General features: G+C 58.5%; 14 protein-coding genes. 6 read left to right on the top strand and 8 right to left on the bottom strand.

What is annotated here, in order from left to right; translation table 11 throughout:
* Positions 1 to 125 precede the first annotated feature (125 nt).
* The 5 genes from ACR3FE_RS19680 to ACR3FE_RS19660 form a co-directional block, all read right to left on the bottom strand.
* Entirely contained in the window at positions 126 to 1556 is a 1431-nt protein-coding gene (locus ACR3FE_RS19680; protein WP_458209229.1) for an LVIVD repeat-containing protein, read from the bottom strand.
* A 434-nt stretch (positions 1557 to 1990) separates the two neighbouring features.
* A complete protein-coding gene (locus tag ACR3FE_RS19675; protein WP_458209228.1) occupies positions 1991 to 4120 on the bottom strand; it encodes a dipeptide ABC transporter ATP-binding protein in 2130 nt (709 codons plus the stop codon).
* Positions 4117 to 4998: an ABC transporter permease gene (locus tag ACR3FE_RS19670; RefSeq protein WP_458209226.1), complete on the bottom strand. Its 882-nt coding sequence runs from the start codon at positions 4996 to 4998 to the stop codon at positions 4117 to 4119. Before ACR3FE_RS19670 ends, ACR3FE_RS19675 begins: the two co-directional genes overlap by 4 nt.
* Entirely contained in the window at positions 4998 to 5957 is a 960-nt protein-coding gene (locus ACR3FE_RS19665) for an ABC transporter permease (RefSeq protein ID WP_458209225.1), read from the bottom strand. The genes ACR3FE_RS19670 and ACR3FE_RS19665 overlap by 1 nt, the downstream gene beginning before the upstream one ends.
* Positions 5958 to 5966: 9 nt before the next feature.
* A complete protein-coding gene (locus ACR3FE_RS19660) occupies positions 5967 to 7607 on the bottom strand; it encodes an ABC transporter substrate-binding protein (RefSeq protein WP_458209223.1) in 1641 nt (546 codons plus the stop codon).
* A gap of 513 nt (positions 7608 to 8120) precedes the next feature.
* On the opposite strand from ACR3FE_RS19660, the gene ACR3FE_RS19655 reads away from it, so the two are divergent.
* The 5 genes from ACR3FE_RS19655 to ACR3FE_RS19635 all read left to right on the top strand — a co-directional run bounded on the left by ACR3FE_RS19655 (position 8121) and on the right by ACR3FE_RS19635 (position 13477).
* Positions 8121 to 8933, top strand: a complete 813-nt coding sequence (locus tag ACR3FE_RS19655) for an IclR family transcriptional regulator (protein ID WP_458209222.1) — start codon at positions 8121 to 8123, stop codon at positions 8931 to 8933.
* 78 nt (positions 8934 to 9011) lie between these two features.
* Complete coding sequence (gene rdfA, locus ACR3FE_RS19650; RefSeq protein ID WP_458209221.1) at positions 9012 to 9641, top strand: rod-determining factor RdfA; 630 nt, start codon at positions 9012 to 9014, stop codon at positions 9639 to 9641.
* Between the two features lie 179 nt (positions 9642 to 9820).
* Positions 9821 to 11803, top strand: coding sequence for an archaea-specific SMC-related protein (locus tag ACR3FE_RS19645; RefSeq protein ID WP_458209220.1), 1983 nt, complete (start codon positions 9821 to 9823; stop codon positions 11801 to 11803).
* A gap of 121 nt (positions 11804 to 11924) precedes the next feature.
* On the top strand, positions 11925 to 13094 hold the full coding sequence (locus ACR3FE_RS19640) for a thiolase domain-containing protein (RefSeq protein WP_458209219.1): 1170 nt from the start codon (positions 11925 to 11927) through the stop codon (positions 13092 to 13094).
* On the top strand, positions 13091 to 13477 hold the full coding sequence (locus ACR3FE_RS19635; RefSeq protein ID WP_458209217.1) for a Zn-ribbon domain-containing OB-fold protein: 387 nt from the start codon (positions 13091 to 13093) through the stop codon (positions 13475 to 13477). The genes ACR3FE_RS19640 and ACR3FE_RS19635 overlap by 4 nt, the downstream gene beginning before the upstream one ends.
* A gap of 18 nt (positions 13478 to 13495) precedes the next feature.
* On the opposite strand, the gene ACR3FE_RS19630 is transcribed toward ACR3FE_RS19635, so the two are convergent.
* Positions 13496 to 13636 carry a hypothetical protein gene (locus tag ACR3FE_RS19630; RefSeq protein WP_458209216.1) on the bottom strand — a complete coding sequence of 47 codons (141 nt, stop codon included), beginning with the start codon at positions 13634 to 13636 and terminating at the stop codon, positions 13496 to 13498.
* A 40-nt stretch (positions 13637 to 13676) separates the two neighbouring features.
* On the bottom strand, positions 13677 to 15101 hold the full coding sequence (locus ACR3FE_RS19625; RefSeq protein WP_458209215.1) for a pyridoxal phosphate-dependent decarboxylase family protein: 1425 nt from the start codon (positions 15099 to 15101) through the stop codon (positions 13677 to 13679).
* A 94-nt stretch (positions 15102 to 15195) separates the two neighbouring features.
* Between ACR3FE_RS19625 and ACR3FE_RS19620 the strand changes: the two genes are divergently transcribed.
* On the top strand, positions 15196 to 16044 hold the full coding sequence (locus ACR3FE_RS19620) for a VOC family protein (RefSeq protein ID WP_458209213.1): 849 nt from the start codon (positions 15196 to 15198) through the stop codon (positions 16042 to 16044).
* 67 nt (positions 16045 to 16111) lie between these two features.
* On the opposite strand, the gene ACR3FE_RS19615 is transcribed toward ACR3FE_RS19620, so the two are convergent.
* Positions 16112 to 16480: an MDR/zinc-dependent alcohol dehydrogenase-like family protein gene (locus ACR3FE_RS19615; RefSeq protein ID WP_458209211.1), complete on the bottom strand. Its 369-nt coding sequence runs from the start codon at positions 16478 to 16480 to the stop codon at positions 16112 to 16114.
* Positions 16481 to 16539: the final 59 nt, after the last annotated feature.

Raw genomic sequence — 16539 nt, 5'->3', positions numbered from 1 at the left:
AACGCGACCGAGAGCACTAACACGGGAGGGGAGTTCTTTCGATGACCCGATCTATCGGTAATCATCCGATAAACGGTGATTTGCGGATGACTATCTGATACTTCGTCGTGAAAAGTGTCGGGTCGTCACCCGCCCGGCCGCTGGAGGAAGACCAGTCCGCGATCGATATCGCTCGTGACGATCTGATTACCTGCGAGGACCGCCGTCCAGAACGCGGAGTTTTCGGCGTTGTAGATTCCGACCTCGTTGGGACTCGATGGATCGGAAACGTCGAACACACGAACACCGCCACCGTACCACGACGTGTAGAGCGTGTCGGCCGTCACGTCGAAGTTGTGCGACGTACGCAGTCGACGGAGGACCTGCGGATCTTCCGGATCGAGAATCATCTCACCGCCACCACCACCACCACCATCGCCCTCATCCATCCCACCTGCGGGTGCTTCGATGGTACCGACCATCTCTGGTGAGTCGAGATTCGACACGTCCCAGATGTCGATGCCACCGGGTTGGTTCAGAAACGTCTCGGCACCGACGTACACGAGGTTGCCGTCCGGCGATGGTTGGACGTAGTGGGCGTTTCCGGGCAGGGCATTGAAGCGACGATTCGGAAAGACGGTATCGAAGTAATTGGGGTCGCCGCCGAGGTCGAACGGTCGGATCTGTTTCGTCGCCTCGGGAGCAGCGCCGAACTGGGAGACGACTTGCACGTCGCTCGGGTCGTTCACGTCGAGGACGATGACGCCAGCGTCCCAGTATGCTACGTAGGCGAGACCATCCTGCACGAACAGGTCGTGACTGTTGCTGACCCCGGCGCGAGCGAACTTCGGCAGGTCGTCTCGCAACAGCCATCGCCCGGCCCGTACCGGCCGCGCCGGGTCGGATATATCGACGATCTCTATCCCCGTGTCACCGAAGATACGACCTTGATCGACTTCCCCGTCCCCGTTCGAGTCCGTGAACTCCGGTTCGTTGATGACGAGGTAAGCCAGGTCACCATCGATGAAGAGGTTGTGGACGCCAGCGTTCGCGTTGTAGAACGATAGCTGTCGCGCCTTCGCAGGGTTCGACACGTCAAAGAAAGCGGCACCGCCTGGCCCTGGAAAGTTTGCGTCGTTCGCGAGTCCAGCGACGTCACCGTCCACTTTCGCGTCCAGCGTGTTGGGTGTCGGGAACTCCTCGGATGGGAGTTCCCGACGTGCGACGGTTTGCGGTTGTGTCGGGTCTTCGAAATCGACGACGACGAGGGCACCGAATCTCCCTCCCATATCTCCTTCTCTGACACCTGTCGCGGCCACGTAGGCATGATTCTCCTGGACGACGACCTCTTGTGCTCCGGCGACCGGATGCCGACCGGCCACGTTCAATCTGTCATCTTGCGTGGTCGTGGTTCCTTGTTGCGTTGTCCCCTGTTGTTCTGTGCTCTGCTGTTCCACCGCCCTCGCGGTTCCGATACCTCGCCTACCGATCACGCCACCTGCCACCCCACCGGCTAGTGATTCGAGGAATGGTCTCCGAGCGATGCGTCTTCGTGTCTTCTCTCTTTCCCCCACCATGCGGTCAAGTGCTACTTCGAGAAGTATGAATACCTCTGCCTAGTGAACGACCGTTTATCCGACCTGTTCGAAGACGAGTGAGGATCGGTCTCGAACCGCATCAGCCCCACACCTATCGAGTCGTATTCGTCTCGTAGAAACACCGTCACATGGGTTTTGGAAGAGGGCTGTGGAGAGTTAGCAATGGAACGTCCCTCTTCGCTGGGAGGCGACCGAGCTCGATGTCCAATGGTTCGATATCGACCGATCGAGTACCGTTCGTGTCGAGCAGGTCGGCACCCGTAGCGGTACTACTCCTCGTGCTGGATTAACAGCTATGGCTAAAATTTTTGGGTAACGATTCGACGAATGTCCGATTCTGGAAACGTCTCGCGACGAGTACTGGAGAATGCTCACTCTCTTCCAGAATAGGAGAGAGGAGACTCGAGCGATACTCAGTCTCCATGTCCCGCCTCGGTCGAGCCAGTCACTGTCCGTCGCTCGCTCATCTCCTCGACAGAGAGATGACAGGAGATACGATGACCATCCCCATCTTTCACTTCTAGCTCCGGCACCGACTCCTCACAGATATCACCGATCTTCTTGGGACATCGGGTGTGGAACGGACAGCCCGATGGCGGGTCTATCGGACTGGGGACGGCACCTTCGAGCAGGATACGATTCGTCTTTCGCGTCGGGTCGGCGTGCGGAATCGCAGAGAGTAGACTTTCGGTGTACGGATGGAAGGGAACGGAGAATACCTGGTCGACGGTGCCGAACTCGGCAATCTTCCCGAGATACATCACCGCGATACGGTCGCAGATATGTTGGACGACACCGATATTATGGGAGATGAACAAATAGGAGAGTCCGTACTCCGCCTGAATCTCGTTCAGAAGGTTCAGAATCTGTGCCTGGACGCTCACGTCGAGCGCCGACACCGGTTCGTCACAGACGATGAGTTTCGGCTCGACGGCGAGCGCGTGGGCGATGGCGATCCGCTGTTGTTGGCCGCCGGAGAACTGATGGGGATACTTGTGGAGCGCGTCACCCGAGAGGCCGACACGTTCGAGGAGTTCCCGCGTCCGTCGACGTTTCTCGTCACCGCTGGCGATATCGTGGCGCTCCATCGCCCGCCCGATTATCTGTCCCACCGTCTTCCGGGGGTTGAGCGAGCTGTGGGGATCCTGGAAGATGATCTGCATCTCGCGCCGGAGACTCCTGACCTTCGAATCGCTCATCTCGTGGAGTGGTCGCCCTTCGAAGTATATCTCCCCCGCAGTCGGGTCGAGGAGTTTCATCGCCGTGCGTGCGACAGTCGATTTCCCACACCCGCTTTCACCGACGAGGCCGACGGTTTCGCCCTCGTAGATGTCGAAGCTGATGCCATCGACGGCTTTGACGGAACGACGTTCGAGTTTCGGAAACCCTCCGTCGGATCGAGTGAGCGTCAATTCGCCGAGCACACCGTCACCCGCCGAGAAGTGCTTCTTCAGGTTCCGAACCTCGAACAGTGGTTCGCCGGTTCTATCGACTTCGTCGCGGCCACGTCCGGCGACGGTCGGGGTGTACCCTTCTCCGAGGTCGATCTCGTCCGTGCGGATACAGGCAGCGCGCGAGGTCGTCCCGGCGACCGGTTCGAGTGCGGGGTCGCCGTTCTCCCGGCACGCTTCGATTGCGAACTCACATCGAGGGGCGAAGTTACAGCCATCGGGGAGGTCGGTGAGGTCTGGCATCGACCCGTCCAGTGTCGGCAGTTCGTCGTACTTGGTGTCCGTCTGCGGGATGGAGTCGATGAGACCACGGGTGTACGGATGCTGTGGTTCCCGGAACAGTTCGTGCAACTCCGCCGTTTCGACGAGATTGCCAGCGTACATGACACCGACGTGGTCACACGTCTGGGCGACGACACCCAGATTGTGGGTGATCATCAGTATCGCCATCCCCTTCTCCTCTTGTAGTTCGTTGAGTAGGTCGAGGATCTTCGCCTGCGTCGTCACGTCCAGTGCGGTCGTCGGCTCGTCCGCGATGATGAGGTCGGGCTTGCACGAGAGACCGATAGCGATGAGCACGCGCTGACGCATCCCACCGGAGAACTCGTGTGGATAGTCCTCGAACCGTGTTGCCGCGTCGGGGATGCCGACTTCCCGCATCACGTCGATCCCCTGCTCACGTGCAGCGGAGCGCTCTTTGTCCTGGTGATGCACGATGGTCTCGACGATCTGCTCGCCCACCGTGAGCACCGGATTGAGCGAGGTCATCGGATCCTGTGGAATGAGCGCGATCTTGTTGCCGCGTATCGTTCGCATCTCCTTCTCGGAGTATGTAAGCAGGTTCTCGCCGCCATAGACCACTTCACCATTCGAGATCCTCCCCGGCGAGTCGATGAGTTGGAGCAACGAACGAGCGGTGACGCTCTTGCCAGCACCCGACTCACCGACGAGTCCCATCGTCTCGCCCGCGTCAAGCGAAAACGAGATGTCGTTTGCGGCGACCACGGTTCCGCTTTCGGTCGGGAACTCCGTTCTGAGGTTCCGCACTTCGAGCAGCGGCGACCCCTGAGCGTGGCCAGTGTCGTCGGTCATTCTATCGCCTCCACCTTGGGGTCGAGAACGTCACGAAGCCCATCCCCGAGCATGTTGAATCCGATAACCGTCAGAGCGATGGCGATGCCAGGGAAGATGATCATCCACGGTGCCGACTCCATGAACCCGCGACCGTTGTTGATCATCAACCCCCAGGATGGTGTCGGTGGCTGTGCGCCGAGACCGAGAAACGACAGACTCGCCTCCGCGAGCATCGCAAACGCGATGTTCAGTGACCCCTGCACCAGCAACGGAGCGCTGCAGTTCGGCAGCACTTCACGGAAGACGACGTAGGAGTTCGATTCCCCACGAGCGACCGCTGATTCGACGTACGCTTCGTTGCGTTCCGACAGCGTTGCGCTCCGAGCGACACGAGCGATGTACGGCGTGTAGACGAACGAGAGTGCGAGGACGACATTGTTGAGTTCCGGCCCGAGGACGACCATCAGGGTCAGCGCGAGCAGGATAGGCGGGAACGACATCGCAGCGTCCATCAGCCGCATCAGCAGCTCGTCCACGAGACCGCCGTAGTAGCCCGAGACGATGCCGATTATCGTTCCCACGAGGAGTGCACCGGATATCGCGCCGAAGCCGACGTAGAGCGAGATCCGACTTCCCATCACGACGCGACTGAAGATATCCCGCCCAAGGTCGTCGGTGCCAAAGGGGTGGGAGACCGACGGTGCCTCTGTTCGGTCTTCAACGGAGGTCTTGTCGATGGCGTACGGGGCGATGACCGGTGCGAACAGCGCGACGACGACCAATCCGAGGACGATGGCGAGTCCGATCATCGCTTTGGTGTTGTGTCTGAACTTTCGGGAGAAGCGCAGAAGTCGTTCTTTCCGTGCAGACGTGACCGAAGACGTCGATGTCGCCATCACTCACCGCCTCCGTACCGTATTCGGGGGTCGAAGTAACCGTACAGGATGTCTGCGGCGAGATTCGAGATCATGTAGATCAGTGCGACGACGATGATACAACCCTGTAACAGAGGGATGTCGCGGCTCTGGATCGCGGTCAACGTCAGTCGACCGATCCCGGGCCAGAAGAACACCTCTTCGAGGACGACGACGCCGCCGAAGGCGTAGCTGAACTGGAACGCGATGACCGTGATGACAGGGATGATAGCGTTCCGGAGGGCGTGTTTGAGAACGATGACGCGCTGGGTCATCCCTTTCGCACGAGCCAGTTTGACGTACTCTTCGTTCAGCACTTCGAGCATCGACGAGCGCGTCATCCGCATGATGTACGCGGTGAGAGCGAACCCCATCGACGATGCCGGCAGGACGAGATGCGTCAGGGTTCCTATCGGATCTTCACTCGGCGGGACGTAGTTGCCGGTCGGGAACCAATCGAACCAGACCGCGAAGACGAGGATGAACACGAGGCCCCAGAGGAAGATCGGGATCGAGATGCCGATGAACCCGAACATCGAGGCGAAGAGATCCGGGAGATCGTTCTGTTTCACTGCCGCGATGACGCCGAGCGGAATCGCCAGAACGACCGCGATGAGTGTCGCTGCCGCTGCCAGCATGAGCGACTTGGGCAACTTCTGGGCGATGAGCGTCACGACCGGTTCGTCGAAGCGCAGTGAGGTACCCATGTCCCCCTGGAAGATTCCGAAGACCCAGTCGATGTACTGGAGATAGAGCGGCTTGTCGAGCCCCATCTGTGCCTGGAGCGCCTGGATGGACTCTTCCGTCGCGTTCGGCCCGAGGATGAGAAGTGCGACGTCACCCGGAAGGATGGTCGTCACGGCGAACGTGATGAGCGTCACGAACAACAGGGTCAACGTCATGAACCCCAGCCGTCTGGCCAGATAGTTGTACATTGACATAGGTCTCGATCACCGATCGAGCCAGTTGTCGTGGAATCGAAGTGTCGAACCGTCCGGCGCACCGATCTTTCCTTTGTAGTCCGTCGAGGAGCCATAGAGGTTCGCCTGCCACCAGAGGAACAGATGGCCCGCACGCTCTTCGTGAAGGATCTCGGTAGCCTTGTGGTATTTTTCCGCCCGTTTCTTCTCGTCGTACATGTGCCGGGCATCTTCGACGAGTTTGTTGTACTCCTGGTTCTCCCAGCCGGTGAAGAAGAAGGCACCATCCGGATGAAGGAACTTGTAGAACGAAACGTCGGGGTAGTAGAGCGCGAGGTACGAACTGGTCGTCGCCTCGAAGTTCTGCTTGCTGTACACGTCCGACAGCCACGTACTCCACGTGATCTTCTGGATGTTGAGCTTGATACCGGCGTCGGACGCCTGGTCGGAGATGACCTTCGCTCCCTGCACCTGCGTCGGATAGGATTGCGGTATCTTGAACGAGACGGAGAACCCGTTCGGCATTCCGGCCTTCTTGAGATGTTCTTTCGCTTTCTGGACGTTACGCGGTCGCGGCTTGACGTCCTTGTTCACCCACGGACTGTCCGGTGCAGCGGGTGTCGCAGTTGCCTGACCGGTTCCGTATAGCGCGGCTTCGGTCACTTTCTTCTTGTCGATAGCGTAGTCGAGCGCGAGGCGAGCGTGTTTGTTGTTGAACGGTTTCTTATTGCAGTTCATCCCGAGGTAGACGAGCGCCTTCGGGAACTGCTTCTCGAAGCGCACCGACGAGTCGTTCTGGAGTGATTCGACGTCTTTCGGGGGGATACCGTTGATGAAATCGTACTCGTTCGCCCGGAACGACTGGAGGCGGACGTTCGGGTCTTTGATCTCGCTTTTGACGATCTTGTCGAGGAACGGACCGTTCTTGTCGCTCTTGTTCCAGTAATCCTCGAACTTCGTCATGGTGAACGACGTCTCGATCTCCCGGCTCTCGAACTTGTATGGTCCCGTCCCGATGGGTTGTTTGACCGTCTTCTTCTTCGTCTGTTCCTCGGGGAGGATGTGCATCTCTCCCGTCGCCATCCGGGAGATGAAGGGTGCGAACGGCTTCGATAGCTGTACCACGAAGGTCTGGTCGTCGGGGGCTTTCATCGAATCGACGAACTCGAAGAAACCAGTCGCGAGATACTCACCGTTAGAGATTCGTTCGTACGACGCGAGCACGTCTTTGGAAGTCATCTCCTTACCATTGTGGAATTTAACGCCTTTCTGGAGCGTGAACTCCAGTTTCTTGTTATCCTCCGATGTCGTCCAATCCTTCGCCAGATGCGGCTTGAGCGAATAGTCGAAATCGAGCTGGATGAGCGGTTCGGTGATGTTTTCGAGCACTCGGTTGGTCGCGGCAGCACTCTCCAGGTGGGGGTCTAACTTCTGTACCGGAACCGCACCGCCCCACTTGAGCGTGCCACCGGACTTCGGCTTGCCGCCGTTTCCGTCGCCACTCGAACCACCGCCACCCCCATCGCCATCCCCACCGCCTCCCATACATCCCGCAAGCGCGACCGGCACACCTGCTGCCGTTGCCGCGAGAAATCGGCGTCGGTCGAACGTCCGATTCGAACCTGTGTCGCCACTCCTGCCACTGTTACGCCCATTGCTATCGCTTGGCATAGCAAAAACCACCCATCGTTTCATCATAAAGGTTATTGAAATTCATTATAGATATTGTAGTCATCACGACTATTTGTGAATAATTCACTAACAATCACAAACCAATCTTGTCACGACACATATCCAACCGCTTTCGTTGAGACTCACGTCGAAATTCCGTTTACGGCTGTTCTCCCTTCGAGAAAGCGTGGGTGACAGTGACCGAAACGAGACCTGCGGAGTTGCCATCCGATTTCGTCTCTGCAGCGATTCCATCGACCAACAGCACACAAATTTGAGCCGGACACGCCTTCAATCTGAGAGAGGCGCGTTCGCGAAATGCGAACGTCGGTGTAACTTTGTGTCGGGTCGAATGCGCTCATATCGGTCGAAAATTGGTGATTCGACCGAAGAAGTCGACACGCCGTAGCAACATATCGAGAGGAAAGGCTACCCCTGCTCTCGATCTCGGAATTCGATCGTCGGTTCCACGAAATACGAACAGCTTTGGGAGTACGGTTGGTACGTATTGACATGGCAAATCGAGCCGAGAACGACTCTCCACGAACCCTGAAGACGGTGACACGGGCGTTCGATATCGTTCGCGCACTGGAAGAACTGGACGGCGCACGTGTAACCGAACTAGCAGATCATCTCGATATGTCGAAGAGTGCCGTCTACAACCATCTCGCCACGCTTCGGGAGAACAAGTTCGTCGTACAAGACGGCAACACGTACTCGTTGTCACTGCAGTTTCTCCTGTTCGGAGAGTACGTTCGCAACCAGAACGTGCTGTATGAAACCGGAAAGCCAGAACTCGAACGCCTCGCAGAGGAAACCGGAGAGTACGCCCATCTCGCAACCGAACAGCACGGCCTCAGCGTCAACCTGTACAAGGTGAAAGGGGAGAAAGCGGTCGGAAGCAACTATCAAACGAGCAAACTCCAGAAGCCGGACTATCTCCACTCCTCGGCGACGGGCAAAGCCATCCTCGCGTCCCTTCCTGAAGAACGTGTAGACGAGATCGTCGACCGTTACGGGTTGGCTCGAAAGACGGGCAACACGATCACCGACCGTGACGAACTGTTCGCAGAACTCGAACGCATCCGTGAACGAGGCTACGCGTACAACGACGAGGAGGAGATAGAAGGGTTACGAGCAGTCGGTGCCCCCATCTGCGACCGCGATGGGGCGGTACTCGGTGCGATAAGCGTCTCCGCACCGGCGACCCGGTTCAGTGGGAACCGGTTCGAGGAGACGATACCAGAACTCATTCGGCAGACGGCCAACGTCATCGAGGTCAATATCAACATGAACCAGCGTTCGCAGACGGACGTCCCACCCTAGGTAGCCAGAAAAAGCCGATCGCAGTTTCGACCGAATTCACTCCGGAAAATCAAAGGCGTCAGTGCGATACATTCACCCATGGGCGACGATGGAAGGGGACAGCGAACGAGCAAGGTCGGGCGACTGATCGAAGAGTACGACCTGACTGGACTCGGCGAAACGCTCGAATCGTACTGGACTGGGGAAAGCGAAGAACGGTACAGTCTCCGCCAGCTCGCCGAGTTCTTCAATCAAGAGCTGTTGCGTGCCGTGCTGAACCGAGAAGATGTCTCGACGTTGGAAGGCGAAGTCCAGAACACCTATCACCTGTTGACCGACGATGACATCAGTAGTGGTGTTCGTATCGAGACGAGAAGTTCGCTCACTCGCCAGGGGGTCGACGTCGACCGACTTGAACGGGATTTCGTCTCCCATCAGGCGATCCATACGTATCTCACCAAATATCGGGACGCGAGCCACGAATCCAATGCGAGTGAGCGAACGTCACAATTAGAGAAAGGCTCCGAGACGATACGCCGACTCCAGAACCGAACAGCTGCCGTCACCGAAACGACGCTGGAAAACCTCCGAAACACCGATCGGATCGACCTCGGGGAGTTCGACGTGTTCGTCGAAACCCGCGTCGTCTGTCGTTCCTGTAACCAGTCGTATTCGGTCGAATCACTGCTCGAATCTGGTGGTTGTGACTGTCGAACGAACTCCGACTGACTCCAATTTCGGTGTGCGACCATCGCTGTATACGACCTTCCCCGTCTCCGGTCCTTGCTCTGCACGACCCTCCTAGAGGATGACCAGCGACGTACCGGCTTCCCATTACAATCCTAATACTGTAATAGTATGTTGCACAACACAGTGATTTATTAACACCCTTCACACACGGTATTCGTATGAGAGCACGACAACGGGAAGCTGCACGCGTAGAACTCGCTGTCCGAAATATCGGGGGGATCGACGAGACCACGGTCTCGTTCTCGCCGGGGGTGACGATACTCTCTGGGCGGAATGCCACGAACAGAACGTCGCTGCTACAGGCGATGATGGCGGCGCTCGGCAGTGAACGAGCGTCACTCAAAGGCGACGCGGCAGAGGGTTCTGTCGAGCTCGAACTCGGAGACGAGACGCACACGCGGACACTCACACGACGAAACGGGACCGTCTCGACGAGTGGTGACCCGTACCTGGACGACCCGGAACTCGCCGACCTGTTCGCGTTCTTGCTCGAATCCAACGAAGCTCGTCGCGCGGTCGCGCGAGACGACGACCTCCGAGATCTGATACTGCGCCCGGTCGATACCGAGGCGATCCAAACGGAGATAGCGGAGTTGGAAGCCGAAAAACGCAACCTCGACGCCCAGCTCGACGAACTCGAATCGCTCGAACGAGAAATCCCGGCGCTCGAACGAGAACGAATGCAGTTGAAGACGAAGATCGAAGACACGCGAGCCGAACTCGAAGCGAAGGAAGCCGAACTCGAAGCGACCGACGTGGACGTAGGCGAAACGCGCGACGAGCAAGTAGAACTCGAGGACAAACTCGACGAGCTTCGAGACACGCGCTCGAAACTCGACGACGTTCGGTTCGACATCGATACTGAGACGGACAGCATCGAGGCGTTACACACAGAGATCGCCCAGGTCGAACGTCAGCAAGCAAATCTTCCTGAAGAAGTGGAAACCGAGCTGAGTCAGTCCGACCAGCAGATACAGACACTGCGTGAACGGAAACAGCGCCTGAACTCGACGGTCGGAGAACTCCAGACGATACTCCAGTTCAACGAGCAGTTGCTCGATGGGGCGAGTCCGGACGTCCAGGAGGCGCTTCGAACCACGGCGGAGACCGATTCGGCGACGGAGAAAACGGAGGAGATGAAGGAAACAGTCACGGATCGGCTCGTTACGGATGCCGAGCAAGTGGGCTGCTGGACGTGCGGAAGTCAGGTCGAGAAGTCGGAGATTCAAGAGATGGTCGAACGAATTCGGGAACTCCATCGGACGAAGATCGACGAGCGCAACGCGGTGAGTGACGAGATCGACGAACTCGAAGCTGAGCGGTCGGCGCTCCAGGCGAAACGACGGAAGCGCGAGGAGACCGACAGACGCCTACGGCAACTCGAAGCCGAGGTAGACGACCGCCAGTCTCGGCTTGGCGACCTCCGTGACGAGCGTGAGGCGTTGACCGAGACTATCGAGGAACTCGAACGAAAGGTCGAAACGCTCGAACAGGAGAACTACAGCGAACTACTCGATCTCCACCGGGAAGCGAACCAACTCGAATTCGAACTCGACCGGCTGAAAACCGACCTGGAGGACGTCGAAGCGGAGATCACCGAGATCGAAACGTCGCTCGAACGAGCAGACCGACTGGAAGCCGAACGTGCCGAGATTCGAGAGGAACTGACCGACCTTCGAACGCGAATCGACCAGATCGAAGCGCAGGCAGTCGAGGAGTTCAACGAACACATGGCGGCGGTGCTCGACTTGCTCGATTACTCGAATCTCGAACGGATCTGGATAGAACGCACGGAACAGGAGGTTCGAGATGGCCGTCGGAGGGTCACCGAGAGCCAATTCAACTTACACATCATCCGAAGCACCGAGTCGGGAACGACCTACGAGGACACGATAGATCACCTCAGCGAGAGCGAGCGAGAGGTGACCGGCCTCGTGTTCGCGCTCGCAGGGTATCTCGTCCACGACGTCTACGAGAGCGTCCCCTTCATCCTGCTCGATTCGCTCGAGGCGATCGACTCGGACAGGATAGCGATGCTCGTGGACTACTTCAGCGAGTACGCGAACCATCTCGTCGCGGCACTGCTCCCCGAGGATGCTGCCGCGCAGAACGAAGAGTACGAACGCGTCAGAGAGATTTGAACGAATCTGACCGGAAGGAACTGCCGACACGACGTGCAGAACGCAAAAATCGAGGACTGTCGCTGTTGGAATACTTGCGGCAGACAGTAGCTTCATACTGTCGCCCGGAAAACGTGTGACTATGCCACGAGCAAGCGTAGTAGGGGCCGGAATGACGACGTTCGGGCCACACGCAAAACCGCTAGACGAACTGTTCGCGGATGCTGCGTTTCCAGCGCTCGACGACGCTGGCGTCGGTATCGACGAGATAGACGCCTTCTATCTGGGGAACGCGCTCAGCGGGCAGGCCGAGGACGACACCCACCTCGCGCCGAAACTGGCGACACACATGGGGTTACAGGGAATCCCCTGTCAACGCTTCGAGGATGCGTGTGCCACCTCGTCCAATGCGTTCAAACACGCAGTCCAGGCGGTCGAGGCTGGCATCCACGATATCGCTCTGGTCGGTGGTGTCGAACGTTGCACTCCCGAAACAGGGCTCGGCACTGGCGCGATGACTCGCATCTTCGCCAGTGCGGCCCATCGACAGTACGAACAACCCGCTGGACTGACGTTCCCCGGTGTGTTCGCGTTGCTCACGAAACGCCACATGCACGAGTATGGAACGACGGACGACCAGCTCGCGGAGGTCGCCGTCAAGAACCATCACCACGGCCAGTTCAATCCGAACGCACACTTCGGTCGAGACACGACCGTCGACGCGGTGCTGGAGAGCCCTATCGTCGCCGACCCGTTCCACCTCATGGACTGCTGTCCCTTCTCCGACGGTGCCTCCGCAGTCGTCGTCGTCTCAGACGACCTCGCAGAGAGCGTCGCTGGCGACCCGGTCGACGTAACGGGGATCGGCCACAGCACCGACGCAGTCCCACTGGGTGACAAAAACTCCCTTTCGGCGACACAGGCCGCCCGTGACGCCGCAGACGAAGCCTACACGCAAGCCGACATCGGCCCGGACGACGTAGATTTCGCCGAAGTCCACGACTGTTTCACCGGCGCGGAGATACTCGCTATCGAAGCACTCGGCTTCTTCGAAGACGGAGAGGGTGGACGTGCAGCAGCAGAAGGTCGCACGTACGTCGACGGCGACATCCCGGTGAATCCGAGCGGTGGTCTCAAAGCGAAGGGACACCCCATCGGTGCGACCGGAACCGCCCAGATCGTGGAGTTAACCGAACAACTGCGCGGCGAGGCCGACCGACGTCAGGTCGAGGATGCGACGACCGGAATCGCACACAACCTCGGTGGCGACGCTGCGACGACAGTCGTCACGGTCATGGAGGGACGAGCATGAGTCCGAGCGACCAGTTCGAAGAGAGCGAGACGATATCGTACGCTGAGTGGCGAGAACACCTCGAAGCAGGCGAACTGTTCGGACTACGATGTCAGTCGTGTGGTCACGTCACCGCCACGCCGAAACGCGCCTGCATCGCCTGTGGCGACCGCGACCTCACACCCTACGAACTACCACAGGAAGGAGCGGTTCACAGCGAAACCACCATCAACGTCCCTCCTGAGGGAGTCGAGGGGCCGTATCAGGTCGCCCTCGTCGAACTCGGCGACGCTCGCCTTCTGGGACGTATCGAGGGGCGCGTCGAGATCGGAGACACCGTCGAGTTCACCGACAGCATCGAACTGGATGGGATGCCAGCCCCCGTGTTCGAGCCTGTCGACTGAAGATACAGGGAGATCACTTCACTCGTTTTCGACGTGATATTCGGCCCCGATGAGTCCGAATCCGAAGATGCTGAACAGGAGCCCGCCGAGGAAAAAGGGGACGACTCGACCGACGAAAGTATCGCTTTTCTCGGTGTCATTGGATCGATAGATCTCCATTTATTACGGTCGCCCAACATAGTAGATTCGCTGTTGGCAGTCAGTCCAGTAACTGTCGGGAAGCCGCCGCGATATCCTCGATACAGTGTTCGAGGTGCTCTTGGTGAGTTCGGAAGGAGAGGACGCTGATTCGAACCGTGAACCGTCCATCCAGTGTCGTTCCCGAGAGATGAACTCGGCCTCGGCGGTTGACCGCCTCCAGCAGTTCCTGATTGAGGGCGTCGAGCTGCTCTTCGTCGACGTTCGGGGGGGCGAGACGGAACGCGAGCGTCGAGAGTTGCGGTTCGGCCACGACGCGGACGTGTTCCATCTCGCGAAGCTGATCGGTAGCCCACTGTGCGAGTTCGATCTTCTCAGCTAGATTCGTGCGGAACGGCTCGATACCGTGCATCTTCAATGGCAACCAGACGCGCAGCCCTCGAAAATCGCGAGAGAGTTCCGGGCCAAGTTGACTGAAATCCGCCAACCCAGAGTCGGATTCCCAGTCGGGGATGTAGTCGGCACTCACAGCGTGTGCACGAGCTAGCGTTTCACCGTCTCGAACCAGTAGTGCGCCCGTTCCGTAGGGAAGGAAGAGTCCTTTGTGCGGGTCGAGTGTGATGGAGTCACAGCGGTCGAGGCCCACGAGTCGTCGGCTTCCCTCCTCGGTCAGGACGAAGAAGCCACCGTATGCGGCATCGGCGTGAAGCCACAGGTCTTCTCGGTCGCAGAGGTCGGCGAGTCCTTCGATGTCGTCCACCGCACCCGTGTTCGTGCTTCCAGCGTTTGCGACCACGAGGAAGGGCTGTCTGCCTGAACTCCGGTCCTCTTCGATGGCCTGTTCGAGCGCATCGACCTGGATTTGGAAGGTTTCGTCTGTCGGAATCGAACGAACGTTGTCTGGGGGGAATCCGGCCAGTACCGCAGACTTTGCGACCGAATGGTGGGACTGGTCGCTGGTGTAGATGACCCCGTCGAGGAAATCATCAGGAAGGCGGTCGCGTCGAGCAGTGACGGACGCGATGAGATTGGCCATGGAACCACCGGTCGTGAGCAGGCCGAAGGACTCCTCGGGGTAGCCGACCATCTCACAGAACCACTCGACCACGTTCATCTCGATTCGCACCAGTGCAGGTGCGCCGAACCACGTCCCCGTATATCGGTTCGTGGCGTCGGCGATGAGGTCGGCCACGGCAGAATGGAACAGTCCACCACCCGGAATGTAGGCGAGATATCCCGGATGCGGGGTGTTCAGCGAATAGGGGATGGCTTCCTCGAACAGCAGGTCGAGCACCTCGTCGAACGATGTCGGTTCCTCGGGAAGAGGCTCTTCCAGACGCTCGGCTTGTGCTTCGGCCTCGTCGACGTTTCCCATAGATTGTTCCGGAAGCGTTTCGAGATGATTCACGATGTGCTCGGTCGCCTCATCGATCATCTGACTCATCTCGTCACGGGAGAGTTCGAGTGAACGATCCGAACGTGTCATTACCCAAATCCACGGACGGTAGTTGCAAAGGCCTATCGACGTGACTGCCGTCTCGTGCGATATCGTTTTCTGGGTACCCAATCAAGGATACATGATGACGAGCGTCGATACTAGCCTCCCCGAAACGACCCACATCGGACGCGTTGCGATGCAGGTGAACGACCTCGATAGACTGGTTCGTTTCTATCGGGACGTCGTCGGACTCACCGTCCTAAATCGAGAGCGCGAACGAGCGACGCTCGGAACGCCGAACCAAGCACTGCTCGAACTGTACTCGAATCCCGAGATACCAGAACGAACGCAAGTGGAAACCGGACTCTTTCACACCGCGATTCGTGTTCCCTCCCGAACTGCCCTCGGAGACACATTGCGGCGCGTTCGTGAACAGTGGCGGCTCGATGGCGCGTCGGATCACCTCGTGAGCGAAGCCATCTACTTCACCGACCCGGAAGGTAACGGCGTCGAGGTGTACCACGACCGGCCAAAAGAGGCGTGGCCAATCGCAGACGATGGCACCGTCGGCATGAAGACGCAACCACTCGACATCGACGAGATCGGTGACCGCAAACTAGGAACACCATCGGTTCCGCCCGAAACAACGATCGGTCACGTCCACCTCGAAGTCTCGTCGTTGGCGGCTGCGCGTGAATTTTACGTCGATATCCTCGGATTACGGCTTCGACAGCGATTCGGTTCGGACGCGTTGTTCGTCGCCGCTGGCGACTATCACCACCACGTCGGGTTGAACGTCTGGAACGGGCGAACCGAACCACCGGCAGGCCGCGGTCTCGGATGGTTCGAACTCGTCGTCCCCGAACGAGAGACATTGGATTCGGTACGGCACCGCCTCGACGAGCACGAGATCGAGATTTCTGGGAACGACGATGAAATCGAAGTGACCGACCCGGATGGTATCGAACTTCGTCTGCGAGTTGCGGACTGATTTCGACTGCTTCCGACTGATTCCGCTGAACTGTTCGAACGAATAGATACGAGTTCCGCAGCGACAGTCACCGCTGATTCGGTCGAACGAGGTTCGTCAGGCCGTTTGCGTTCGCCATTCGCTCGAATGCGTCCGGCAGTTCTCCCAATCCGATGTGGTGAGTGACGAGCGAGTCGAAATCGATACGTCCTGCCCGAAGGAGACGGACTGCTCGCTCGAAGGAGTGTCGCGTGAGCGAGAACGCGTCGACGATGGCACACTCTTCGAAGAAGAGGCCGAACGGACTGAGTTCGATCGTCGCATCCTGCGGTGGCACGCCGAACACGAGCGTGGTGCCGCCCGGTTTCGTCATCGATTCGGCCTGTTCGATGGTCGGGACCGACCCGACCGCTTCGAGTTCGGCTATACTCGGTGTTGTTCCGTTCTCTTCGAACATGGTATGGTGTCGACGTTCGAAGTTCCCGCGCCAGTGGAGCCAAATATCCCCGCCGACCA

Source organism: Haladaptatus rarus, from assembly GCF_054177585.1.
Note: the sequence above shows the minus strand (reverse complement) of the source record. Positions and strands in the feature narration are given on the sequence as shown.

What these genes read in the sequence shown, in the direction of transcription:
- ACR3FE_RS19620 (WP_458209213.1), top strand. Translation starts at nt 15,196, where the DNA reads ATGACGAGCGTCGATACTAGCCTCCCCGAAACGACCCACATCGGACGC.
- ACR3FE_RS19630 (WP_458209216.1), bottom strand. Translation starts at nt 13,636, where the DNA reads ATGGAGATCTATCGATCCAATGACACCGAGAAAAGCGATACTTTCGTC.
- ACR3FE_RS19635 (WP_458209217.1), top strand. Translation starts at nt 13,091, where the DNA reads ATGAGTCCGAGCGACCAGTTCGAAGAGAGCGAGACGATATCGTACGCT.
- ACR3FE_RS19665 (WP_458209225.1), bottom strand. Translation starts at nt 5,957, where the DNA reads ATGTCAATGTACAACTATCTGGCCAGACGGCTGGGGTTCATGACGTTG.
- ACR3FE_RS19640 (WP_458209219.1), top strand. Translation starts at nt 11,925, where the DNA reads ATGCCACGAGCAAGCGTAGTAGGGGCCGGAATGACGACGTTCGGGCCA.
- ACR3FE_RS19615 (WP_458209211.1), bottom strand. Translation starts at nt 16,480, where the DNA reads ATGTTCGAAGAGAACGGAACAACACCGAGTATAGCCGAACTCGAAGCG.
- ACR3FE_RS19670 (WP_458209226.1), bottom strand. Translation starts at nt 4,998, where the DNA reads ATGGCGACATCGACGTCTTCGGTCACGTCTGCACGGAAAGAACGACTT.
- ACR3FE_RS19625 (WP_458209215.1), bottom strand. Translation starts at nt 15,101, where the DNA reads ATGACACGTTCGGATCGTTCACTCGAACTCTCCCGTGACGAGATGAGT.
- ACR3FE_RS19645 (WP_458209220.1), top strand. Translation starts at nt 9,821, where the DNA reads ATGAGAGCACGACAACGGGAAGCTGCACGCGTAGAACTCGCTGTCCGA.
- rdfA (WP_458209221.1), top strand. Translation starts at nt 9,012, where the DNA reads ATGGGCGACGATGGAAGGGGACAGCGAACGAGCAAGGTCGGGCGACTG.
- ACR3FE_RS19655 (WP_458209222.1), top strand. Translation starts at nt 8,121, where the DNA reads ATGGCAAATCGAGCCGAGAACGACTCTCCACGAACCCTGAAGACGGTG.
- ACR3FE_RS19680 (WP_458209229.1), bottom strand. Translation starts at nt 1,556, where the DNA reads ATGGTGGGGGAAAGAGAGAAGACACGAAGACGCATCGCTCGGAGACCA.
- ACR3FE_RS19675 (WP_458209228.1), bottom strand. Translation starts at nt 4,120, where the DNA reads ATGACCGACGACACTGGCCACGCTCAGGGGTCGCCGCTGCTCGAAGTG.
- ACR3FE_RS19660 (WP_458209223.1), bottom strand. Translation starts at nt 7,607, where the DNA reads ATGCCAAGCGATAGCAATGGGCGTAACAGTGGCAGGAGTGGCGACACA.